Here is a 23,170-nt window from a genome sequence, read left to right as displayed (position 1 = left end):
GTGCCAAAACGTTGCTTCGACGCCATGGTGCTGGCGACCGTTCAGGTCACCCGATCCTCGCACCTGAGAGACTCCGCATGGTCCAATTGCAGCTTCATCGCATCTGGCGCTTTGCCGATCACCGCCCGGCGGTCGCGGTCAGCGTTTTGTCGGCGATATTGGCAATCCAGTCGGTCGTTGCTTACGGCCAGCACATCCTTTGACGGCGACGGCGCCGCTACGCGAACAGCTCGCATAGTTCCCAAATCTTCCCGACCGCGCGTGTAACGCCGACAAGGGCCGCCTCCTAAAATCGAAAAGGCGTCTCGTGCAGTACAAGACCTTGATGGTTCATCTCGACGCCGGCCAGTCCAATGATGGCGTGCTCGCCGTCACCGCCGTGCTGGCCGAACGCTATGGTGCGGGCGTGATTGGCATCGCGGCCTGCGAGCCGGTCCAGATCGGTTACCCGGAAGGCGACTTTTCTGGTGCCCTGGCGGTGACCGAACGCCAAGTGGTCGACGACGAGCTGAAAACGGTCGCCGCGGAGTTCCACGCTTGCCCGACGATCCGGGGCCGTGTGCTCGACTGGCGCAGCATTCCGACGCTTGAGCCGGTATCACACTTCGTCGCGTTAGAAGCGCGGTGCGCGGACTTGCTCATTACAGGTGCCGCCACCGGAAGCCTGAACTCGACGCGTCACGCCGATACCGGCGAGCTCGTCCTCAACGCCGGGCGACCCGTACTTATTGTTCCTCGGCATGCGACGACCGCAGCTTTCGCGACGGTCATGGTGGCCTGGTCAGATACCCGTGAGTGTCGCCGAGCGATCGTCGATGCCTTGCCGTTGCTGATGGACGCCGATCGCGTCGTCCTCGCCGGGGTCGGCTCGGATCTTCCAGGCATTCGCGCGCGGATCGAAGACGTACGCGACTGGCTGAGCCGACATAGCGTCGACGCCGACGTCATTGTCGCGCATGCTCTAGCGGGGGACGCCGCCACCCTGGTGAGGATCGCCGACGAGAACGCCGTCGATCTGGTCGTCGCCGGGGCCTATGGCCATCATCGGCTTGCCGAATGGGCATTCGGCGGCGTCACACGCAGCTTGCTGATGGGCAGCGATCGCTGCGCGCTGCTGTCGCACTGACATGAACCGGCGCAACGTCTTGATCGATGGCGGCGTCGCCAGCGTGGCCGTCGCGGGGGCCGGGTGGACGGTCTGCACGGCATGGGATCGATGTCGGCTTATGACGCGTCGGTCGGCGCATCGCGGGCAGCGTTCGGTGCCAATCCCGACTACCGTAACCTCCTGCGCTTCGCGTCGCTCGCGCCGAACGGGCACAATACGCAGCCGTGGCGGTTCCGGATCGCAGCGTGTCGCATCACGGTGGTGCCCGATTTCACGCGGCGGACACCTGTCGTCGATCCCGATGACCATTACATCTTCGTCAGTCTGGACTGCGCGGCCGAGGATTTGATGCTGGCCGCCGTCGCCAGCGGGCATGCGGCGAGCCCGAGTTCATCGGCGAAAGTGGTGGCGCGATCGATCTTCGATTTCGCCCCGCCAAACCGATCAACAGCGCGCTGTGCCACGCCATCCCGTACCGACAATCGACTCGCGGGGACCTATGACGGGAAGTCCTCTTGGCCGCCGAATTGCATATGCTTGCGACCGCTGTCGAAGCGCCGGGGGTCGAGAGCGTCCTGATCACGGAGCGCGCCGACATCGATCGCGTCCGCGATCTGATGCTCGCAGGCAACACCGCGCAGATGGCCGACGGCGAATTCATGTGCGAGTTGAGACAGTGGCTGCGCTATGACCCGCATTACGCGATGCGCAGCGGCGATGGGCTGTTCAGCGTTGCCAGCGGCAATCCGTCGCTTCCCTCCCCGGCGGGGCCGCTGCTGTTCGACCGGATGGTGGCGGTGCATTCCGAAAACGACCATTACGCCCGCCAGCAGCGCTCCTCCCCCGGCGTCGCGATTTTTTCTGGGTGCATCGGCCGATCAAGCGCCTTAGGAGCGTGTTGGGCGAGCTGGCCGGCGTTTCGCGCTCCCGTCGACCGCGCTCGGGCGCAAATGCGCCTTCGTCAATCAACCGGTCGAAGTGCCCGGGTTGCGTTCCGAACTGGCTTCCCTGAACGGCGCGTCGGGGCAGCGACCGGACATCGTGATCCGCTTCGGCCTTGGTCCTGCTTTGCCGTTCTTGACGCTTCGACCGGTTTCCACAGTCTTAGCGGAAACCCGGCGCAAAGCGCGTACGCTCGAAATACCGAACTACGTAGTTTCCGGCCGTCGATGCCCTTCGAGCGGCGGGGTACCAAAATTGAGTGCTTTCAATCACGTCGCTGATTTCAGCAGCGCCGCCCACGTCATGAGGACGCCCCGCAATGTATACCGACTGTGCCCAAGCTGCTTATTGCAGGGCCAGGATCGAACAATCGACGACCTCGGCGATCTCATCGAGCGGAAGCTGCGCGCGTGCATCGCACGAAACCATGGCTGCGCTGTATGAGGAGCGCCTCGCTGGTCTGACACGAGCAGCGCAGCCCGCTATGTTCGTCGCGGGGAAATGACAGATTCCTTCCTGCTGCAGCTCGGCATGGCGTCGATCATGGTGGGTCTGAGCGTAATCGTGCACTTCGCCGGCTTGTCGGTGCTGCTGGCGCTGGTGCGGCGGCACCGGCGCGGCACCGACCGCGTGCTGACGTTCATCGCGAACGGCGCGGTCATTGCCGGCGCGGCGTTGGGACTGTTCGCGCTGCACGGCATCGAGATTTGGGGTTACGCTCTCCTTTATCGGACCATGGGCTGGTTCGCGACATTCGAGCAAGCGCTGTATTTCTCCACATCGACCTATGCGACGATCGGATATGGCGACGTGGTCCTGCTCGTCAGCAGCCGTCTGCTCGGCGCGATCGAGGGGGTGAACGGCGTCATCCTGCTCGGATGGTCGACCGCCTTCTTCTTCACCATCGTCCATCGCATGACGTCGATCGAGCGCGATTTAGGCCGGGGGCCGGCGCCGCTACAACCCGACCCGGTTCAACCGCAATGTGTTCGCCACGACGATGACAATGACGGTGCCAAACCACGGTGATGCCGGTTACTGCGACCCTATGTTCAGATGATCAACCGTCAGCGTACCGATCGAAAGCGTTTCGATCCGCGCTTCCAGGATTTTCAGGCGCCTGACGGTCAAGAACCCAATCGCGACCGCGCCGATCGCCAGCGCACCGCAGGCGAGCGCGCCTGAGGCGATTGCTTCAACCGCTATGTGGCGGGTCTTGAGCTTCACGATCTTCATGATTGCGGGACAGTTCTTTCCGACGAAGGCGACCCCGTCCGCCCCAAACGCGGCGGGCGGGGTCATCCACAGATTATGCGATGATGAGGTCGTTCTCGACTTCGGTCGCGCCAGCCGCGCCCCACGCAGTGGCGCCTGCAGTGTAACGGTCGGCCGGCGTCTCGACCGAGCCGGTCAGCGTGACTTTGCCGCCTTGCGTGGTGACCGTGATCGTCTTGGGATCGAACCACGAGCGATGCAGCGCGAGATCGATCTTGTTGCCGATATTGATCGCGTCCGCGCGCGGCTTAATCGTGGTCTCGTTGAACACACCGACCACGCCATACAGCCCATGGACCACGCGCTCGGCGGCGTCCTTCTGGAAATGCCACTCGACCTGGCCGCTAAGCGTGACCCAGCCCTTCTCGACCCTAATCTTGACGGCGTCTCGCGGCACGCTGACTTCCCATTCGAGCCGCATGGCGGCGGCTTGCGCAATGTCCTCGTCGCTGCGCTCCATGCTAGAGTGCAGCTGCACCTTCAGCTCCTCGACCACTGCCTTGACGCCCTTGACGCGCGCAGCCGCGTGTTCAGCCGCACGCTTTTCAAGGAAATTCTCGACATGGCCGGAAAGCGTGACGATGCCGTTCTTGGCGGTAACGCCGATATGCGCTGCGGTGACGCTTGGCTCCCAAGCGAATTCGGCGAGTACGGCTTCCTGAAGCAGACGATCCTGAGACATGATAACTCCTGACGTTGAGCAACGAAGGCGATCGGGCATGCCCGAGGTCCGCTGCGAGGCATCGCGAGCGACCCTCTCCAAGCACGACGCGTGCTTTGAAATGCTCGTTCCGACCTGTTCTTCATGAAACCGATGCGCGGCAGCGGGCAGCGTCGGAAACTACGCGGGTCGCTTAGGGCGGAGTCACGGAACGAGCACGGCGGCACCGTCGAATCGCCCCGCGCGGAGATCGGCAAGCGCTTGATTGGCTTGATCGAGCGGGTAGCGCGTCGTCTGCGTCACAATGCCCATAGCTGGGACCAAGCGGAGAAATTCGAGACCGTCCTCGCGCGTTAGGTTGGCCACCGACACCAGTTCACGTTCCTCCCACAGCAGCGCATAAGGGAAGCTCGGCACATCGCTCATGTGAATGCCGGCGCACACGACTCGACCGCCCTTGCGGACCGCCTTCAGCGCCACTGGCACGAGCTCGCCGAGGGTCGCGTAGATGATGGCGACGTCGAGCGGTTCGGGCGGCGCCTCGTCGGACCCACCTGCCCAGGACACGCCCAGCCGCCGCGCGAAATCCTGCTTCGTCAGGTCGCCGGGGCGCGTGAAGGCGAACACCTCGCGGCCCTGCCATGCGGCGACCTGCGCGACGATGTGGCCGGCGGCCCCAAACCCATAAATCCCGAGTTTCTTGCCCGCGCCAGCGATTTTTAGTGACCGCCAGCCAATGAGTCCGGCGCAAAGCAGTGGCGCGAGAGAGATGTCGTCGCCCGCTTCGCCGAGCGGAAAGGCGAAGCGCGCGTCGGCGATCGTCGCAGTGGCGAAGCCGCCGTCGCGGGTGTAGCCAGTGAACAGCGGATCATCGCACAGGTTCTCGCGCTGCTCGCGGCAGTACGGGCAGACCCCGCAGGTGTGCCCCAGCCACGGAATGCCGACGCGCTCGCCGATCGTCAGTCCGGCCACGCCGTCCCCAATCGCATCAATCCGCCCGACGATCTCATGCCCGGGGATGATCGGAGATTTGGGGGCGGTCAGTTCGCCGTCGACGACATGCAGATCGGTCCGGCAAACGCCGCACGCCAGCACTTCCACGCGGATCTGCCCCGGGCCGGGAAGCCGGTCGGGCATCTCGGTCATCACGAGCGACGTTTGCGGCTGGTGCAGGACCATGGCCCTCATAGAAATACCTCGGCGGTGTGTGCTGTAACGCGATCTACGAGCGAGCGTCGTGTCGCGGCAGCATCGGAAACTACGCGGCCCGGGGCGCCCGCACCGTAATTCCCGAGGCTGCCGGGCGATCGTAACTCCGGTCTAGCATGGACATCGCGAGCCGCACCGCCGCGCGACAGGGGAACCTTCATGAAGCTCTATACGATGCCAAACACATGCGCGCTGGCAGCGCACATCGTCATCAAAATGGGCCGAGCTGCCGATCGCGGTCGAGATGATGCCCGCCGGCGGCAGCCGCCTCCCGGCCTATCTGTCAATCAATCCCCACGGCAAGGTGCCGGCGCTGCAGCTGGCCGACCCGTTGCGCATCCTGACCGAGGCAATCGCGATCCTGCCCTATCTCGCAGAACTGGCACCTGCGGCCCGGCTTGGCGGCATGAATGCCATCGAACACGCCCGTGTGGCGGAAGCGCTCGGCTTCATGATCGGCGAAGTCCATTCCGACTGGGGCCCGCATTTCGCGCCGCAGCGCTTCCTGCTCGATCCCTCCGGATATGCCGAGCTGGAACGGGTCACGTTCGAACGGCTTAAGCCGCAATATGCCTTTCTCGACGGCATGATCGGGACTGCGCCATGGCTGTTGTTTGGCCGGCGCACGATCGCCGATGCCTATCTCTACATGCTAACACGCACCGCGGGTTTGATGCCAGGCGCACTGAAGCCGTTCACGAACCTCGCCGCCTTCCGCGCTCGCATGGAGCGCGACCCCGGTGTGATCGCGGCACTTGCCGAGCAGGCGGCTATATCCTGCTCCGCGGGCGAGGTGGTGCTCGCGGATAATGCGTAGTTTCCGAGGCTGACCGAGCCGGGCCGCTGGCTTCTAAACAAGCGGCGGCAGACGATCGGCCTAGACGCTACACGCACCGCGTCGTCGCGGCATCTGCGGAGGATACGACATGAAGCTTCTCGTCATCGGTGCGACTGGCGGCACGGGCCGGGAAGTGGTCCGCCAAGCATTGGACAAAAACTATCAAGTGAACGCTTTGACGCGCTCGGCTGCGGAAGCGGCACCGCTCCTTCCCGGTGCCAACATCATCGAAGGCGACGCTCTTGATGGCGGTGCCGTCGCGAAGGCGCTTGCCGGATGCGGTGGCGTAATCAGCGCCTTAGGTTCGAAAATGGCGCTGCTCGATGAAGAGACGCTTCTTTCGGCCGCGACGCACATCCTAATCGAAGAAATGCAGAAGGAGGGGATCACGCGGTTGGTGTGCGTCACCGGCATCGGCGCGGGCGATAGTCGCGGACACGGCGGCTTCCTGTACGATCGCATCGTCCAGCCGTTGCTGCTCAATTCGACCTATCACGACAAGGATCGGCAAGAGGACGAGATACGCGCGAGCGCGCTGGACTGGACGATCATCCGGCCGACGACGCTGACCAACGGTCCGGCTACGGGCAGCATCCGTGCCCTCACCGATTTGACGGATTTCCACGGTGGCAGCATCGCGCGCGCCGATGTCGCCGACTTCCTCATCACTGAGTTCGAAGAGCGACGCTGGGTCGGCAAATCCCCGGTGATCACGTCCGAAGCTCCCCGCGATTAGCCTCACATCCCTTTCGAAAGGCCCTTTCCATGACGTACCAAAGCCTCAGCCCGTTCGACGGGAAGCTCCTCGAAAGCTTCGACGAGATCACCGACGCTTCGCTCGAAACCAAGCTAGCGACGGCGCAAAGCTGCTTCGAGATCTGGCGCGACACCAGCTATGCCAAGCGCGCCGCCATCATCGACAAGGCGGCGCATCTGCTTCGCGATCAGGCCGATGCCCTCGCACGCATCATGACACTTGAGATGGGCAAACGTATCGGCGAAGCGCGGGCCGAAGTCGAATTCAGCGCGCGAATCCTGCGCTATTACGCAGAGAACGCCGAGCGCTTCCTTGCGCCCGTCAAGCTCGATCCGGTGCACGGCGAAGCGCATATGGAAAGCGGCCCGATCGGCGTGATCTTTTGCGTCGAGCCGTGGAATTTTCCATATTATCAGCTGGCGCGCATCGCCGGCCCGCATCTGATGGCGGGCAACACGCTGGTCGTGAAGCACTCCGAGATCGTGCCGGGTTGCGCCGTCGCGTTCGAGAAGGTGCTGACCGAGGCGGGTGCGCCGGCAGGGCTTTACACAAACTTGCTGGTTTCGCACGAACAGTCGGCCCAGATTATCGACGATCCTCGCGTGAAGGGCGTCGCGCTGACCGGCAGCGTCGCCGCGGGCCAGAGTATTGCGGCGCGCGCAGGGCGCAACCTCAAGGTCTCCTCGATGGAATTGGGCGGCAGCGACGCGTTCATCGTGCTCGACGACGCCGACCTAGACCACACCGTGCCGTGGGCAGTGTGGGGGCGAATGTATAATACCGGCCAGACGTGCTGCGCGGCCAAGCGTTTCATCGTCGTGGAGTCGGTGTACGACGTCTTCCTCGCGAAATTCCGCGCTGGGCTCGAAGCGCTCGAGGTCGGCGACCCGCTCGACAGTGCGACCACACTCGGGCCTTTGTCGAGCGAGCCGGCGCTGGTACAATTGGTCGGCCAAGTCGACGCAGCGGTTTCCGGCGGCGCGAAGGTCCTGATCGGCGGCAAGCGGATCGACCGGCTGGGTTCGTTCATGCAGCCGACCATCCTGACCGACGTCGCGCCCGACAACCCCGCCTTCCGTGGCGAATTTTTCGGCCCCGTCGCGATGGTATTCCGCGTGAAGAACGAGGCGGCAGCGATCGCACTCGCCAATGATTCCGACTTCGGGCTCGGCGGATCGGTATGGACGCGCGACACCGCGCGCGGCGCGCGCGTCGCCAGCCGAGTGGAGACCGGCATGATGTTCGTCAACAACATCGACTGGTCCGATGCCGAGCTGCCATTCGGCGGCATCAAGAACTCGGGTTACGGCCGCGAGCTCGGCGACATGGGCATCCAGCAATTCGTCAACAAGAAGCTGGTGCGCACCGCGTCGATGGCGGCTCCTGCCTGACCCAGGTCGAAACGGCAGCGCCGATCGACATTCGAATCTCACGAAGGAATTCGCTCATGGCCAAGACAATGCAGGCGGCCGTCGTCACGGCATTCGGACAGCCACTGATGCTACAGGAACTGGCGATCCCCACGCCCGGCCCGGGCCAAATCTTGGTTAAGACCGAGGCGTGCGGGGTGTGCCACACCGATCTCCACGCTGCCAAGGGCGATTGGCCGGTCAAGCCCAACCCGCCCTTCATCCCTGGCCATGAAGCGATCGGCATCGTCGTCGCGCTCGGCGCCGGGGTGACCGCGGTCAAGGAAGGCGACCGGGTCGGTGTGCCGTGGCTCTATTCCGCTTGCGGCCACTGCGAACATTGCTTGTCGGCTTGGGAAACGGTGTGCGGCGAAGCAAAGTTCGGCGGTTATACGCAAAATGGCGGTTTCGCCGACTATCTCCTCGCCGACCCCGACTATGTCGCGCACATCCCCGCCGGGCTGAGCGCCTTCGAGGCAGCCCCTTTGATCTGCGCCGGGATCACCACCTACAAGGGGCTGAAGGAAACGCAGGCCAGGCCGGGCGAATGGATGGCGATCTCGGGCTGCGGCGGGCTCGGCCATATGGCGATCCAATACGCCAAGGCGATGGGATTGAAGGTCGCTGGGATCGACATCGACGAGGGCAAGCTGGCACACGCGACCAGGCTCGGTGCCGACCTGGTGATAAACGCCAGGACGCACGATCCGGCGGAAATGCTGAACAAGCAAACCAGCGGCGGGGCGCACGGCGTGCTGATCACTGCGCCGTCGCTAGGCGCGTTCAAGCAGGGCGTTGCGATGACGCGCAAGCGCGGCACGTGCGTGCTCGTTGGCCTTCCACCAGGCGAGTTTCCGGTGCCGTTGTTCGACGTCGTCGCCAAATGCATTACTGTGCGCGGATCGTTCGTCGGCACGCGCCAGGATATGGTCGAGTGCCTGGCTTTCGCCGCCGACGGCAAGGTGAAGGCGGACGTCGAGTTGCAGCCGCTTGCAGCGATCAACACGGTGTTCCACCGGCTCGAACGCGGCGACGTGCCGTCGCGCGTGGTTCTCGATTTCTCGGACGTTGTCGAGACGGCTAAGTCGGCAAGATCAGCTGCGCTGGTCGATGCCTGACTCGCCGGTGTTGGCGGTGCCGGCTAGGTAGTTTCCGTTTCTGGCGCAGGCCTCGCGGGGCTGCAATGGTGGCCTTGCGATGTCCGCAAAGGGCCTCACTCCCGCGCGAAAGGTCGCCCGATGAACAAGCCAAGCCAGCAGCTTTCCACCCGCACCGGGTTCACCTTCCATGTTCGCCCGGCACGGCCGGCCGACGACGGCACGGTCGCCGACTTCTTCACCCACGTGACGCACGAGGACTTGCGCTTTCGCTTCCTGACCGGATTGAACGAAGTGGGGCCGGCGCAGATCGCCGCGCTCACCCATGTCGATCACCGTTGGTCCGAGAATTTTCTGGCCTTCACGAGCGATGGGTCGATGATGATCGCGACCGCCATGCTTGCATGCGATCCGGGCTTCGACCGCGGCGAGGTGGCGATCGCGATCCGCAAGGACTTCAAGCTTCACGGCCTCGGCTGGGCGCTACTGGCCCACATCGCGCGCTTCGCCGATGCCAAAGGCGTCAAGGTGCTCGAAGCGATCGAAAGCCGCGACAATCACGCTGCGATCGAAGTGGAGCGCGAGATGGGCTTCACGGTGACGGGCTATGCTGGCGACAGCAGTTTGCTGCGCGTGACGCGCGAACTGGGCCGCGACGGATTGCCCGCCGCCATCCTCGGCCGGCCGATGTGACGGTCTGAACCGCCGCTCGGAAGGAAAAGACGATGCGTTCGAGAATCGGTGCCAACCTACGTGATCGCGTGATGAGCGCGAATGCCGCCGCCGCCATGATTGCCTCGGGTAGTACGGTCGGCTTGAGCGGGTTCACCGGCTCGGGCTATCCCAAGGCGGTGCCGCTGGCGCTCGCGGCACGGATCGAGGCTGAACACGCACGCGGCAATCCCTTTCGCGTCCGCGTGTAGACCGGGGCCTCGACCGGGCCCGAGCTCGACGGCGCGCTCGCCAAGGCCGACGGCATCGAGTTTCGCCTGCCCTATAATTCCGATCCCATCGCGCGCGAGAAGATCAACCGCGGCGAGATGGAATATTTCGACATGCATTTGAGCCAGGTCGCGCCGATGGCGTGGCAGGGCTTTCTCGGGCCGCTCGACACCGCGGTGATCGAAGTCTCGGGCATCCGCAGCGACAGATCGCTGATCCCGTCTTCATCAGTCGGCAACAACAAAACCTGGCTCGACCGCGCCGACCAGATCATCCTCGAAGTCAATCGCTGGCAGAACCCGGCGCTAGAGGGGATGCACGACATCTATTACGGCACCGCGCTGCCCCCGCACCGCGTGCCGATCCCGCTGGTCCGCGCCGACGATCGCATCGGCGAGGCGTATTTTCGCGTCGACCCCGCCAAGATTGTCGCGATCGTCGAGACCGAAGCGCCCGATCGCAACTTGCCGTTCGCTGCGCCCGATGCCGCCGCGCATGCGATTGCCGGACATTTGATCGAGTTCTTCCGCCACGAGGTCGCGCGCGGGCGCTTGCCGGCGTCGCTGCTGCCGCTCCAGTCGGGCGTGGGCAACATCGCTAACGCTGTGCTGACCGGCCTTGTCTCGGGGCCGTTCGAGGACATGACCTCCTACACCGAAGTCATCCAGGACGGGATGCTCGATTTGCTCGACTCGGGTAAGCTGCGCATGGCGTCGGCGACGGCCTTCTCGCTCAGTCCCGAAGCCGCCGCCCGCCTCAACGCGAACATGAGCACGTATCGCGCCAGAATGATTCTGCGCCCGCAGGAGATCAGCAATCATCCTGAATTAATCCGCCGCCTTGGCTGTCTCGCGATGAACGGGCTGATCGAGGCCGATATCTACGGCAACGTCAATTCGACGCACATCATGGGCTCTCGCATCCAGAACGGCATCGGCGGATCGGGCGATTTTGCGCGCAACGCCTATGTCTCGATCTTCATGACGCCGTCGACCGCCAAAGACGGCAAGATCTCGGCGATCGTGCCGCAAGCGAGCCATGTCGATCACATCAGCCAGGACGTGCAAGTGCTCGTTACCGAACAAGGCTTGGCCGATCTGCGCGGGCTCAGCCCCAAGCAGCGCGCCGTCGCGATCATCGAGCAGTGCGCGCACCCGGACTATCGCCCGGCGCTCGCCGACTATTATCGGCGCGCGCGGGCGGGCTCCTATGGGCAACAGACGCCGACCTTGCCGGGCGAAGCGCTGTCGTGGCACCAGCGCTTCCTCGACACCGGCACGATGCGGATGTGAGGCTCGCGGCCCCGCTTCGTATGGCATTTCTGCCGGATCGACGTCGGCCTGAAACCGGGAACCTTTCGCAAAAAGCTGCCAGTTCTTAGAGGGAAAACTCGCGCATCAACTGCCTGAGGCGCCTGGCGGCGAGTGGCAGCTCAATGCCGGTTCGCTCTTCAAACACCTTAGTGATGTGACGTTCGACGAAATTGACTCGGCCAAAATACGCCATGCTCCATTGCGCAAAACGGCGTTCAAGGGTGGGACTTCGATCAGCGATAAAAACGTCCTTGTGCCGAGGATCGGAAGCTATCGCTGCTATCATAGTTTCGACCGCATCGGTCGGTCCTTCCAGGATCTGAGCAAAGCTCGCTCCGGTGAAGATCAGTGCGCCCGTCAGGCCACGTGGCGGATTCACTCGTTGTGCCGTCTCCACGATTTCCGCGATGGTCGCTTGGGCTTCTCCGGCATCGATGGTGCTTCGGCTGACATAAAGCAGGGACATTAGGGTCATCGGATCACGCACTTGTGGGGGTTCACAGGGTCTTTGAACGCGTCGCCTCTGCGCGCGGTCAGGCGTAGTAAGCGTGCAGCAACCGCTCGTAATCGCCATCGACCATTTGCTTCGCGCTCCAGGGCGGGCTGGATTTGACCCGCTCCCGGTCGATGTCAATACCGACGCGGCGGCGGGGCCAGTCCACGTCTTTCACGATGGCCGGCGAGATCAGCACCTGCTGCCCGAACCACCAGTTCGACCTGTCAACGACGATATACCGCACGTGCCAGCCGGTCATGTCGACGAGAAGGTCCGCGACATGCCCGATTTCGCCGTCGGTCGCCTCGACATGGTAGCCTTTGACCTCCTTGAAGCTGCGAAGATGGGGGTCACCCGCAACACGGTGAGACTGCTCGCCACCGGCGTCATGTTCAGCTTCCAGCGCGGCGGCGGCGCCGAAGAGAGCAGGGGCCGATACCGGGGAGGTGATCGCCGCCATCGCACCATACATGCCGCCGCCAAACATCCCCTCACCCCACAGCGGATCCCAGCCGTAATAGCCGTAGATCGCGTTCTGGAGCTGTTGCGAGATCGGGCGGTCCGTGGCGACGTCCGGGCTTTCCTCGACTTGCGCCTTCGTCAGCGCAACGCTGATGGCCCCCGCCTCGGCATCGGCCGAGGTCACCGCCGAAGGGTGGATCAGGATTGTGCGCCCGATCAGCCATCCGCCCGTGTCGACCACCATCCAGCGGACTTTCCAGGTCGCATCATCAAGCAGGAAGTCGCTGATCGTCCCGAGGACGCCATCGGTCGCCTGGAGGTTCAAGCCACGGAGCGACGATAGGGCGTTCAGCATGACACATTCCTTTGGCTGCAGTCATTGACGATCCGGCGGGGCGTGCGCTCAAGCGGCAGCGATATCGGACTTTACTTCGAGATATTGATCGCGTGTGAGCTCGCCGGCGGCGTACCGCTCGTTCAGGATGGCACCCGCATCGCGGCGCGGCGAACCATCGACCTTACGATGTGCGCGATAGGCATAGCCCCAATTGCCGATGCTCGAAAACATCAGGAAGATGAAGCCCATCCACAAGATCCAGCCCCAGCCGAAATAATCGTAATTCGAATTGATATCTTGCATGGGGAATTCCTCGTCTTTTCGCCGAAGCTATCATCTGTCCGAGATCGATCATAGCGATCTGCGCCGCGCCTGAATGATGCTCCTTGCTCGGCCTGACGAGCGCCGGGAACTACGTAGGCTCCTGTGATCGTCGCGGCTTAACGCGTCGCCTGCGTAGTTTCCGAACCTGCCGTGGAGACTGCTGACGCCCTATTTGCATGGCCGTCCCAAAACCCCGCTGCCAGTAAAGGTCCGCCTCGGAGCCGGCGCACGATCTGATGGCATCACCCTAAGCTTCATCCGTGTTCCCCCGTTTCGCCTACACGCTCATCGAAAGGACCGAGCCATGTTCACAGCACAACAGATCAAACCCGATATGAACGTCGCCGATAGCGAAGGACGGCACCTCGGCGCCGTCGACTATGTCGAGGACGACTTCGTCGTGCTGAAGGGCGAAGGCTTTGCCGATGATCTCCACCACTTCGTATCTCTTGCCGCCGTGCGCAACATCGACGGCGACGGCCTCATCGTCGAGCCGGGGCAGGCCACCACGATCGAAGCGGTCGCGGGCGCGATGCGCTATGCCCAGCGACAGGCACCGGCGGCGACGGCGCTGTTCGGTACGAGCGGACATGCCACCGCGGACGGTGGTGGCGAGGGTCTCGGCTATTGAGGGCGCCGCAGCCGGTGTGAGGCCCATCGATGCTTTGCCCATTTTCCTACCGTCGCGCCGCCGCCAACCAGAATCGGGCTCGCCAAGGGCTTGAGGAGAAAAAGTTGCAGCGCACAGCCCGAAACGCCGACCATGTCCCACGACGCCCCGACGCTTGATCGCGACCTAGCTGCTGGCATCTCCGACATGCATGAGCGCGCGCTGGAGAAGGTGTTTCAGAATCCGTTGACGCACAATCTCAAGATGCGCGAGGTGACTCATTTGTTCGAGACGATCGGCTCGGCCGAGCAGCAGCACAATGGCGATATGATGCTGCGTCTCGGCAACGAACATCTTTCGCTGAAGTCGGCGCGCGGCAAAGACCTGGACGCGGCGTCGGTCATGGATCTGCGGCACTTGCTGGTGCGGGCCGGATGGTCGAACAAGGATATCGAGCCGGCGACGCAAGCTGCGCCCGACCTGATGCCCGATTTGATGCCCGATTTGATGATCGTGATCGACCATGCCGGCGCGCGGCTCTATCCGCTCCATGCCGATAGCCCGAAGATGGCCGTCGAAGAGTCGCTTCACGTGCTGCACGAGAATATCGACGGTGAGGAGCATGATGCCGACCTGGGCGAGAAATACCCGGCCGACACGCGCTTTTTCGAAGCCGTCGCGGCAGCGGTGCCGACCGTAGGCCGGATCGTGATAGTGAGCCACGGAAAGGGACAGAGCAACGAGGGCGCGCATTTGATCGCCTATCTGGGCTTGCACCACCACAACATCGATGCCCGTATCGTCGGCACGCTGGTGGCCGACCTGCCGCATAGGACGGTGCCGCAACTGGTGCAGCTGGCCCGCGATGCGCTTGGCACCATGCCGACCGGGCCCATCGACGATGCGGGGTGATGCGCGGCGGGGTGATGCGGGGTCGACGACGGTGCGGGATCGGCATAGCGCATGCCGATCCGCGACCCTGAGGAACTTTACGGAGTCGTCAGGGTCGGTGGCGGCGGCAGCATGGCGGTGTGTCTTGTCCTCGCTGGCGAACGCGCCAAGGATGCAGTCGCGATGACGAATGACGCGCACCCTGCAGCAGCTGCAGCAACCTGGACGTGCCCGATGCACCCGGAGATCCGGCGAGTCGGTCCCGGCAGCTGTCCAATCTGCGGCATGGGGCTCGAACTCGAGCAGCCGTCGCTCGATGACACGCCGAACCCGGAGTTGGTCGATTTCACGCGGCGACTGTGGATCGCCGGCGCGTTGGCGGTCCCGCTGCTGGTTGTATCGATGGGTGCCGAAATGTTCGGCTGGCGCTTCTTCACTGCGCAGACATCGGCCTGGGTGCAACTCGCGCTGACCGCGCCGATCGTGCTGTGGGCGGGCGCGCCGTTTTTCGCCCGCGGCTGGACATCGCTCCTAACTCGGCGGCTCAACATGTTCACACTGATCGCGATCGGCGTCGGGGCAGCGTTCGCGTACAGCCTTGCCGCGACCTTGGTGCCGGGCATCTTTCCCGCCGGCTTCCGGGTGCACGGCGGCGTGCCAGTCTATTACGAAGCGGCTGGAGTGGTGGTCACGCTTGTATTGGTCGGCCAAGTGCTCGAACTGCGCGCGCGCGCCGCGACCGGCAAGGCGATCCGCGCGTTGCTGGATCTAGCGCCCAAGACCGCGCATCTGGTCACCGCCGACGGCAGCGAAATCGTGGTGCCGCTGGCCGACATTCGCGCTGGCGACCGGCTGCGGATCAAGCCCGGCGAAGCGATCCCGGTCGATGGCGTCGTCCTCGACGGTCATTCCTCAATCGACGAGTCGATGCTGACTGGCGAGCCCGCGCCGGTCGAGAAGTCCGTGCATGCGGCACTCACGGGCGGCACGGTCAACGGCACCGGCAGCCTGGTTATGGAGGCGCGCGCGGTCGGCGGTGACACGATGCTGGCGCGGATCGTGCGGATGGTCGCCGATGCGCAGCGCAGCCGCGCGCCGATCCAGGCGGTCGCCGACCGCGTCTCGGGGTGGTTTGTGCCCGGCGTGGTACTGGCGTCGGTCGTCACGTTCATCGTGTGGAGCTTGGTCGGGCCTGAGCCCCGGCTGGGGCATGCACTGCTTAACGCGATCACGGTGCTGATCATCGCGTGTCCCTGCGCGCTTGGCCTTGCCACGCCGATGTCGATCATGGTCGCTACGGGTAGGGGCGCTCGGGCCGGTGTATTGATCAAGAATGCCGAAGCGCTGCAGGCGTTCGCCGCGATCGACACGCTGCTGGTCGACAAGACCGGCACGCTCACCGAAGGCAAGCCCAAGCTCGTCGCGACTATGCCGATCCACGGTTTTAGCGAAGCTGCGGTGCTTGCGGCGGCTGCCGCGGTCGAGGCGCGGTCGGAGCATCCGCTTGCGCAAGCGATCGTTGCGGCGGCGAAGGACCGCGATCTATCTCTCGGTGCGGTTGCCGACTTCGGCTCGCAGACAGGCCTCGGCATCAGCGGCACGGTCGACGGGCATGCCGTGGTCATCGGCAATGCCGCGCAATGAAGCGCGTTGGTGTCGATCCGGCACCGCTGGAAGCCGCCGCCGACGCGCAGCGCAAGACCGGGGCGGGAACGATATTTGTCGTGATCGACCGACGGCTCGCAGGCGCGCTTGCCGTAGCCGACCCAGTCCGCGCCAACGTGCGCGAGGCGCTGGCCGCATTACGCGCCGATGGCCTGCGCGTGATTATGCTGACCGGGGACAACGCCACGACCGCCAATGCCGTCGCCGCAGCGGTCGGCGGGCTCGACGACGTGCGCGCCGGGCTCAAACCCCACGACAAAGCGCGCATCGTCGGGGAATTGAAGGCGGCCGGGGCCAAGGTCGCGATGGCGGGGGACGGGATCAACGACGCTCCCGCGCTCGCCGCAGCCAATGTCGGGCTGGCGATGGGGACGGGCACCGACGTCGCTATCCAAAGCGCGGGCATTACCCTCACCAAGGGCGACATCTCGGCGATCGTTCGCGCACGCACCCTGTCCACCGCGACGATGCACAATATCCGCCAGAATCTGTTCTTTTCTTTTCTATTCAACGGGATCGGCGTTCCCGTGGCGGCGGGTGTGCTCTATCCGGTCGCGGGTATCCTGTTGTCGCCGATGGTCGCGGGCGCGGCGATGGCGGTATCGTCTCTGACGGTCGTACTCAACGCGCTGCGCTTGAACCGCGTAAAGCTTTGAGGCGGCGCTAGCCGGCGGATCGGCCGCGTGCGATCTCGACGATCGCATCGAAATCTGTCGCCCGCAGGCTGGCACCCCCGATCAGCAAGCCATCGACACCTGGCGTATCCAGAATCGCGAGCGCGTTCGCGGCTTTGACGGAGCCGCCATAGAGGATGTGTATCAGTCCCGCAGCGTTGCCGAAGCGCGAGTAGAGTGCCGCGCGGACATGGCCAAGCACCGCGGCGATTTGCTCGCGCGTCGGCATCGTGCCCGATCCGATCGCCCATAAAGGCTCGTACGCAATCGAGGCGCGGGCGCCGGGCGGCAGATCGGGCAAGCTCGCCGCGAGCTGGTCGCCGCAGACTTTCAGCGCGTTGCCCGCGCTGCGCTGCGCCTCGGTCTCACCGATGCAGACGATCGTCGCCAGACCATTTTGCCACGCCGCCTCGACCTTTGCGGCCACGACCACGTCGGTCTCGTGGTGCTTCTGGCGGCGCTCGGAATGGCCGAGATGACACTCGTCGCCCCTGCGTCGCGTAGCATGGCGGCATCGATATCGCCGGTGAAGGGACCCGCTTTCGCGGCGCTGCAATCTTCCCCGCCGATCTGCAACGCGCCGCCAGCGGCTTGCACCGCGCCAGCGATCAGTGTTGCTGGAACGCACACGAGCACATCGATGGCGCTCGGATTGGCGGCAATCGAGTGGGCCATCGCGCCGATCTCGCCGAGCTGCGCCTGCAGCCCGTGCATCTTCCAGTTGCCCGCGATCAGGGTGCGCATCGGTGCTCGTCTCCTCATTCCATCGCCGCCAGCAGCGCGTCGATCGAAACGCTGGCGAAGGTCGTGAAGCTGTCGGCGATGGCATAGGGCAGCAGCAACGTACGCTGGTGGACCATTGCACCGCAGCTGTCGAGCACGTTCGGCACATAGCCGTCATGGTCGCCGGGATCGGGACGGATCAGCGGCTCGCCCAGCCGCGCGAGCAATTTCGACGGGTCCTGCTTGTCGAGCAAGCACGCGCCAAGGCAATAATTGCGAACCGCGCCGACGCCGTGAGTAATCACCAGCCAGCCCTCGTCGAGCTCGATCGGCGAGCCGCAATTGCCGATCTGAACGATCTCCCAGGAGAAGCAAGGCGCTACGATCTTTACACCGGCATCCCAATTATAGAGATCGTCCGAGCGCTGTAGCCAGATATTCTCGTGATCCTGCCGGCCGAGCATGGCGTAACGCCCATCGATCTTGCGCGGGAACAGCGCCATGCCCTTGTTGTCGGTGCCGGGGCCACGCAGCGCGGTGAGGTCGACGGTCTTGAAGTCAGTGGTACGGAGGATTTCCTGCCGGATTTCGGCCCCACTGAACGCGGTATAGGTGCCGAGATAGGTCGCGTTCCCATCGTCATCGACGAAGCGGACGAGGCGGAGGTCCTCGATGCCGTGTCGCTGCGCCGGGGTGATCGGGATATGACGATTTCGGACGGGTCGCGGGCGTCTTCGCAGAACAGCCGGACACCGGGATCGTCAGGCTCGCCGCCCGGGATCAGCTTAATGCGCGGCGATATCGCCTGTTCGCTTGGCGGATCGAGCGTGACCATATCGTCCTTCACCCACAGGCCGGCGCGGAAGGTCACCGAGGAAATGTTTCCCTCACCAACGCCGCGCAACGACAGCAGAATGCGTACGTCGCCGTCGGCGACACCCGTCTGATCGGGATGCGGCACGATGCTGGGGTTGAACAGCGCCGCCGCCTCGAATGCATATTCCTCGCTGAAATAGGCACCGATCAGCAGCGCGCGGTCTGCGTCGATCGAACCGGGGTCAATAACCAGCCCGTTGATCTCGTGAAAGCGCCGCGAGAGGACATCGGAAACGTCACGATGATGCTTCGACAGCCTGGCGGTGAACGTCGCGAGTTCTTCCTTCGCATCGACGCTGTCCAAGCGAAGGATGCGCTCGGTGATGCGTTGCGCCCGCGATCTGGTCGGACAAACGAACGGCGGCTGGTCGTCGGCCGGGATGAACGGCCGGATGACCACGCGTGACGGGTCCGGGCGGAGCACCAAGGGAAGTCGCGCTGCGAGGTTAGCTCGGGGCATGTCGGCTCCCATTCGCGGATTCGCGGGGGGCGGCAGACGGTCCTGCGTTCCACTGGCATATCGCCGGCAAGTGCGGGTGGCCCGGCTTGGGACCAAGGATGCTGACCGAGGCGGGAGCAAGCGCGAAATGAACCGCCTCGGCGATGTCCAGTCCGATCCAGCGTGCCGCCAGCACGGCACCGAACTGACCGTGCGAGAAGAGCGCGATGGTCCCCTCGACGGCGCGGACTCCGGCGATGAGCCGATCCGCTCGCTCGGACACTTGCTTCGGTGTCTCGCCGCCCGGGCAGCCGTCGCGGCACACGCTCCAACCGGGACGTTCGACGCTGATCTCGGCGCTGGTGCGGCCTTCATAGGTGCCGTAATCCCACTCCGACAGATCGGCCGCGATTTGCGCTTGCGCGCCGAGCCCCGCGAGATCGCAGGTTTCGCGCGCCCGCAGCAGCGGGCTGGTCAGCACCAGCGCAAAGGATGTGCTAGCCAAATAGGGTTGCAGCGCGCGCGCCGTCGTGATGCCGTGGTCGGTCAAGGGGAGGTCGGTCTTGCCGGTGTGCTGGCCGGAGAGCGACCATGCGGTTTCGCCGTGCCGGATAAGGCATAGCTGTGGCAGGCCAAGCGTCACTGTGCCGAGACCGTTCGTGGAAACGTCGCCGAATCCATCGTAGGATCATATGTGCCCTTGCGTGCGGCGCGATCGCACCGCGCGCGGTGGGCGAGTGCATGTTGCGATGCCTCCCGTTGCCCATCATCGCCACCCCAGATCGCCAGCGCCGGCTGCTGGATTGCGCGGGCGAAGGAGAAGCCAAGCTCCCACGGCATTCGCCCTCTGAACCGGACATTCATGGCGTTGAGCCGCGCCGACGCCAGCTCGCCCGCCTGGCCGCCGGACAGGAAAGTGATCGCGGGAACTGCGGCGGGGACCGCGTGACGCAAGGTGCTCACCGTCGCGTCGGCGATCGTGGCGAGGTCCGATTGGTTCGGGCAGGTCGTGCCGGGCAGCACCATGTTTGCCTTGAGGATCATCGCCTCGAGCACGACGCCCTGTTCGTCCGCGTGGCGGAAAAAGGCGTGCAGCACCGCCGCGGTTACGGCAGCGCAGCGGGCGAGATCGTGCGGGCCATCCATCAGCACTTCAGGCTCGACCACCGGCAACACGCCGACTTGCTGACAGACAGCTGCATAGCGCGCGAGCGTCTGCGCGTTGGCTTCGATGCAGCCGCGTGAGGGGAAGCCGGTGTCGATCGTGATTACGCCGCGCCATTTGGCGAAGCGCGCGCCCATCGCGACGAAGCCATTCAGCCGCCCGCTCAGTTCATCGAGTCCCTCAGTGATCCTCTCAGGGGCATGTCCGGCAAGGTCGATCGTCCCGGCATCGACCTTCACACCCGGGACGATCCCCGCCTCGACCACGGCTGTCGCAAACGGCGTGCCCGACACAGTCGTCTGGCCGATCGTTTCCTCGTTCAGGATGATCGCACCGATCGACTCGGCGAGGCCGGGCGTCGTAACGATCAGGTCGCGCCAGGCGCGGCGACGATCGACGGTCTGCGCGATGCCAAGTGCGGCAAAGCGGCGGTTGCACGTGCCGATGCTCTCGTCGATCGCCAGCAGCCCCTTGCCTTGTGCGACCATTTGCGCGGCAAGAGCGGGAAGGGCTGGGGTACTCATGCCGGGTCCTGCCATTTCCAGTTGCGGATTTCAGGCAAATCCTCGCCGTGGAGATCGATAAATCTCTTATGTTCGACAAGCTTGTCGCGCATCGCCTGCTGCAGATACGCTCCCCGGCTGCCGGTCTGCGGCAACCGATCGATCGCGTCGATCACCAGATGGAAGCGATCGAGACCATTCTGCACGCGGATGTCGAACGGCGTCGTGATCGTACCTTCCTCGCGGTAGCCGTGGACGTGCAGACCGCGATTGGTACGGTGATAGGTGAGCTGGTGGATCAGCCCGACATAGCCGTGAAAGGCGAAGATTACCGGCTTGTCGCGCGTGAACAGCGAATCGAAGGCGCGCTCGCTGAGGCCGTGGGGGTGCTCGTCGCATGGCTGGAGCTTCATCAAATCCACCACGTTGACGACCCGGACCTTCAGCTCGGGCAGATACGCGCGAAGGATCGAGGTCGCCGCCATGCTTTCGAGCGTCGGCGTGTCGCCGCAGCTCGCCATCACGAGATCGGGCTCGCAATCCTGATCGTTGCTCGCCCAGCCCCAAATGCCGATACCTTGCGTGCAATGCGTGACCGCCTCGTCGATCGACAGCCATTGCGGCAGCGCGTGCTTGCCCGCGACGACAACGTTCACATAGTCGCGGCTGCGCAAACAGTGATCGACCACCGACAGCAGGCAATTGGCGTCCGCGGGCAAATAGACGCGGACGATATCGGCCTTTTTGCTTACGACATGGTCCAGAAAGCCCGGGTCTTGATGCGTGAAGCCATTATGGTCCTGTTGCCAGACGTGGCTGGCGAGCAGAATGTTGAGCGAGGCGATGTCGCGCCGCCAAGGGATTTCCTTGCAAACCTTCATCCATTTGGCGTGCTGCCCGACCATTGAGTCAACGATGCGGATGAAGGCTTCGTAGCTATTGAACAGGCCGTGGCGACCGGTGAGCAAATACCCTTCGAGCCAGCCTTCACATTGGTGCTCGCTCAGCATCGAGTCGATCACGCGGCCGGCGGGCGCGAGGAATTCGTCATTGGGCTCCGTCGCGGCATCCCATTGGCGATTGGTCACGTCGAACACCGCGCCGAGCAGGTTCGACAGCGTCTCATCGGGGCCGAACAGGCGAAAATTGTCGGGATTTGCCGTCACGACGTCGCGCAGGAATTCACCGAGAACGGGTGTATCGCCGGAAATTACCGCGCCTGGAGCTGGCACCGTTACGGCATGCGCGCGGAAATCTGGCATGCGCAGGTTACGCAGCAGAATACCGCCATTGGCGTGCGGGTTGGCGCCCATCCGCTGCGTGCCGGTGGGGGCGAGCGCGGCCAATTCCGCGATCAGCCGACCATCGCCATCGAACAGCTCTTCGGCGCGATAACTTTTCATCCAGCTTTCGAGCTGGGCGACATGCTCGGGGTGGGCTTCGTTCACTAGCAGCGGAACTTGATGCGAGCGGAACGTACCCTCGACTTGCAGCCCGTCGACCATCTTTGGGCCGGTCCAGCCCTTGGGCGAACGTAGCACGATCATCGGCCAGCGCGGACGATCGGTATCACCAGTGATGCGCGCCTTGTGCTGGATCGCATGGATGTCGGCGATCACAGTCTCCATCGTCAGCGCCATTGCTTCGTGCATGGTGTCGGGATCGTCGCCTTCGACGAAGTGCGGCGCCCAGCCGTTGCCGCGGAAGAACTGGTCCAGCTCCTCATGGCTGATCCGTGCGAGGATCGTCGGGTTGCTAATCTTATAGCCGTTGAGGTGGAGGATCGGCAGCACTGCGCCATCGGTGACCGGGTCGATGAACTTGTTGGATTGCCACGCGGTCGCCAGCGGCCCCGTCTCGGCCTCCCCGTCGCCCACGACGCAAGCGACGATCAGATCGGGATTGTCGAGCACCGCGCCGAACGCATGGCTCAGCGAATAGCCGAGCTCTCCGCCTTCGTGAATCGACCCGGGCGTGGTCGGCGCGACATGGCTCGAAATGCCGCCGGGAAACGAGAATTGCGTGAACAGCCGCTTGAGTCCGGCTTCGTCTTGCGTGACGTTGGGGAAGAACTCGCTGTAGGTGCCTTCGAGATATGTGTTGCCGACCAGCGCCGGCCCACCGTGTCCGGGACCGGCGATATAGATCATGTCGAGATCGTGTGCGCAGATCGCGCGGTTGAGGTGGACGTAGATGAAGTTCTGCCCCGGCGTGGTGCCCCAATGGCCGACCACGAGCGGCTTGACGTGCGCGAGCGTCAGCGGCTCGCGCAGCAGCGGATTGTCGTAGAGATAGAGCTGGCCGACCGAGATATAATTGGCGGCTCGCCAATAGGCGTCGGTCAGGCGGAGTTCCTCCGCTCCGAGGCAACGCTTGGCTGGCGCTATCGATAGGTCGGGGCGGGGTGCCGCCTCCCGTGTGAGAACAGATGCATCCATGAGATTGTGGCTCCAC

General features: G+C 64.1%; 22 protein-coding genes and 3 pseudogenes. 13 read left to right on the top strand and 12 right to left on the bottom strand.

What is annotated here, in order from left to right; translation table 11 throughout:
* Positions 1-77 precede the first annotated feature (77 nt).
* Positions 78-203 (top strand): hypothetical protein, encoded by a 126-nt coding sequence (locus RI03_RS25190; RefSeq protein WP_274517578.1) that lies wholly within the window; start codon positions 78-80, stop codon positions 201-203.
* 122 nt (positions 204-325) lie between these two features.
* Positions 326-1,126, top strand: coding sequence for a universal stress protein (locus RI03_RS20495; RefSeq protein ID WP_238542479.1), 801 nt, complete (start codon positions 326-328; stop codon positions 1,124-1,126).
* A gap of 290 nt (positions 1,127-1,416) precedes the next feature.
* Here RI03_RS20495 and RI03_RS24305 read toward each other — a convergent pair whose 3' ends face one another.
* Positions 1,417-1,572, bottom strand: coding sequence for a hypothetical protein (locus RI03_RS24305; protein ID WP_193790616.1), 156 nt, complete (start codon positions 1,570-1,572; stop codon positions 1,417-1,419).
* Between the two features lie 51 nt (positions 1,573-1,623).
* On the opposite strand from RI03_RS24305, the gene RI03_RS24300 reads away from it, so the two are divergent.
* Together RI03_RS24300 and RI03_RS20485 are read left to right on the top strand one after the other, a co-directional pair.
* On the top strand, positions 1,624-2,331 hold the full coding sequence (locus tag RI03_RS24300; protein ID WP_193790615.1) for a hypothetical protein: 708 nt from the start codon (positions 1,624-1,626) through the stop codon (positions 2,329-2,331).
* A 250-nt stretch (positions 2,332-2,581) separates the two neighbouring features.
* On the top strand, positions 2,582-3,079 hold the full coding sequence (locus tag RI03_RS20485) for a potassium channel family protein (RefSeq protein ID WP_238542478.1): 498 nt from the start codon (positions 2,582-2,584) through the stop codon (positions 3,077-3,079).
* A gap of 6 nt (positions 3,080-3,085) precedes the next feature.
* Here RI03_RS20485 and RI03_RS20480 read toward each other — a convergent pair whose 3' ends face one another.
* From RI03_RS20480 to RI03_RS20470, 3 genes are all read right to left on the bottom strand, one after another.
* Positions 3,086-3,286, bottom strand: coding sequence for a hypothetical protein (locus RI03_RS20480; protein WP_037515870.1), 201 nt, complete (start codon positions 3,284-3,286; stop codon positions 3,086-3,088).
* A gap of 73 nt (positions 3,287-3,359) precedes the next feature.
* Entirely contained in the window at positions 3,360-4,007 is a 648-nt protein-coding gene (locus tag RI03_RS20475; RefSeq protein ID WP_010219613.1) for a BON domain-containing protein, read from the bottom strand.
* 183 nt (positions 4,008-4,190) lie between these two features.
* Complete coding sequence (locus RI03_RS20470; RefSeq protein WP_010219612.1) at positions 4,191-5,174, bottom strand: zinc-dependent alcohol dehydrogenase family protein; 984 nt, start codon at positions 5,172-5,174, stop codon at positions 4,191-4,193.
* Between the two features lie 190 nt (positions 5,175-5,364).
* Between RI03_RS20470 and RI03_RS20465 the strand changes: the two genes are divergently transcribed.
* The 6 genes and pseudogenes from RI03_RS20465 (at position 5,365) to RI03_RS20440 (ending at position 11,530) form a co-directional block, all read left to right on the top strand.
* Positions 5,365-6,012 (top strand): glutathione S-transferase family protein, encoded by a 648-nt coding sequence (locus tag RI03_RS20465; RefSeq protein ID WP_338009647.1) that lies wholly within the window; start codon positions 5,365-5,367, stop codon positions 6,010-6,012.
* Between the two features lie 109 nt (positions 6,013-6,121).
* Complete coding sequence (locus tag RI03_RS20460; RefSeq protein WP_010219609.1) at positions 6,122-6,769, top strand: NAD(P)-dependent oxidoreductase; 648 nt, start codon at positions 6,122-6,124, stop codon at positions 6,767-6,769.
* A 29-nt stretch (positions 6,770-6,798) separates the two neighbouring features.
* Positions 6,799-8,181, top strand: coding sequence for an NAD-dependent succinate-semialdehyde dehydrogenase (locus tag RI03_RS20455; RefSeq protein WP_010219607.1), 1,383 nt, complete (start codon positions 6,799-6,801; stop codon positions 8,179-8,181).
* Positions 8,182-8,237: 56 nt separating this feature from the next.
* Positions 8,238-9,317, top strand: coding sequence for a zinc-dependent alcohol dehydrogenase (locus RI03_RS20450; protein ID WP_010219605.1), 1,080 nt, complete (start codon positions 8,238-8,240; stop codon positions 9,315-9,317).
* Between the two features lie 120 nt (positions 9,318-9,437).
* Complete coding sequence (locus tag RI03_RS20445) at positions 9,438-9,989, top strand: GNAT family N-acetyltransferase (RefSeq protein WP_010219604.1); 552 nt, start codon at positions 9,438-9,440, stop codon at positions 9,987-9,989.
* Between the two features lie 32 nt (positions 9,990-10,021).
* Positions 10,022-11,530 (top strand): annotated as a pseudogene (locus RI03_RS20440) (acetyl-CoA hydrolase/transferase family protein).
* A gap of 85 nt (positions 11,531-11,615) precedes the next feature.
* Here the strand turns inward: RI03_RS20440 and RI03_RS20435 are convergent.
* The 3 genes from RI03_RS20435 to RI03_RS20425 form a co-directional block, all read right to left on the bottom strand.
* A complete protein-coding gene (locus tag RI03_RS20435) occupies positions 11,616-12,017 on the bottom strand; it encodes a BLUF domain-containing protein (protein WP_010219603.1) in 402 nt (133 codons plus the stop codon).
* Between the two features lie 67 nt (positions 12,018-12,084).
* Complete coding sequence (locus tag RI03_RS20430) at positions 12,085-12,864, bottom strand: PRC-barrel domain-containing protein (RefSeq protein ID WP_010219602.1); 780 nt, start codon at positions 12,862-12,864, stop codon at positions 12,085-12,087.
* A gap of 48 nt (positions 12,865-12,912) precedes the next feature.
* The gene (locus RI03_RS20425) at positions 12,913-13,149 is read right to left on the bottom strand and encodes a hypothetical protein (RefSeq protein ID WP_010219601.1); all 237 of its coding nucleotides are present in this window, start codon (positions 13,147-13,149) and stop codon (positions 12,913-12,915) included.
* Between the two features lie 325 nt (positions 13,150-13,474).
* On the opposite strand from RI03_RS20425, the gene RI03_RS22445 reads away from it, so the two are divergent.
* The 3 genes and pseudogenes from RI03_RS22445 to RI03_RS20410 form a co-directional block, all read left to right on the top strand.
* Positions 13,475-13,801: a DUF2171 domain-containing protein gene (locus RI03_RS22445; protein WP_010219600.1), complete on the top strand. Its 327-nt coding sequence runs from the start codon at positions 13,475-13,477 to the stop codon at positions 13,799-13,801.
* A 132-nt stretch (positions 13,802-13,933) separates the two neighbouring features.
* Positions 13,934-14,692 (top strand): hypothetical protein, encoded by a 759-nt coding sequence (locus RI03_RS20415; RefSeq protein WP_010219599.1) that lies wholly within the window; start codon positions 13,934-13,936, stop codon positions 14,690-14,692.
* Positions 14,693-14,875: 183 nt separating this feature from the next.
* Positions 14,876-16,992 (top strand): annotated as a pseudogene (locus RI03_RS20410) (copper-transporting P-type ATPase); the annotation flags it as partial.
* A gap of 7 nt (positions 16,993-16,999) precedes the next feature.
* Here the strand turns inward: RI03_RS20410 and tpiA are convergent.
* From tpiA to RI03_RS20385, 5 genes and pseudogenes are all read right to left on the bottom strand, one after another.
* Positions 17,000-17,685, bottom strand: a pseudogene (tpiA, locus tag RI03_RS20405) (triose-phosphate isomerase).
* 83 nt (positions 17,686-17,768) lie between these two features.
* Positions 17,769-18,407 carry a hypothetical protein gene (locus RI03_RS25445; protein WP_443208569.1) on the bottom strand — a complete coding sequence of 213 codons (639 nt, stop codon included), beginning with the start codon at positions 18,405-18,407 and terminating at the stop codon, positions 17,769-17,771.
* Positions 18,408-19,055: 648 nt separating this feature from the next.
* A complete protein-coding gene (locus tag RI03_RS20395) occupies positions 19,056-19,691 on the bottom strand; it encodes a histidine phosphatase family protein (protein WP_010219593.1) in 636 nt (211 codons plus the stop codon).
* Positions 19,688-20,737, bottom strand: coding sequence for a class I fructose-bisphosphate aldolase (locus RI03_RS20390; RefSeq protein ID WP_037515857.1), 1,050 nt, complete (start codon positions 20,735-20,737; stop codon positions 19,688-19,690). The genes RI03_RS20395 and RI03_RS20390 overlap by 4 nt, the downstream gene beginning before the upstream one ends.
* Entirely contained in the window at positions 20,734-23,154 is a 2,421-nt protein-coding gene (locus RI03_RS20385) for a phosphoketolase family protein (RefSeq protein ID WP_037515855.1), read from the bottom strand. The genes RI03_RS20390 and RI03_RS20385 overlap by 4 nt, the downstream gene beginning before the upstream one ends.
* Positions 23,155-23,170 lie beyond the last annotated feature (16 nt).

The sequence above is a fragment of the Sphingomonas sp. PAMC 26621 genome (genome assembly GCF_000251145.1).
In the GTDB taxonomy this organism is placed as follows: domain Bacteria; phylum Pseudomonadota; class Alphaproteobacteria; order Sphingomonadales; family Sphingomonadaceae; genus Sphingomonas.
The sequence above is the reverse complement of the archived record's forward strand: the minus strand, read 5'-3'. Positions and strand labels throughout refer to the sequence as shown.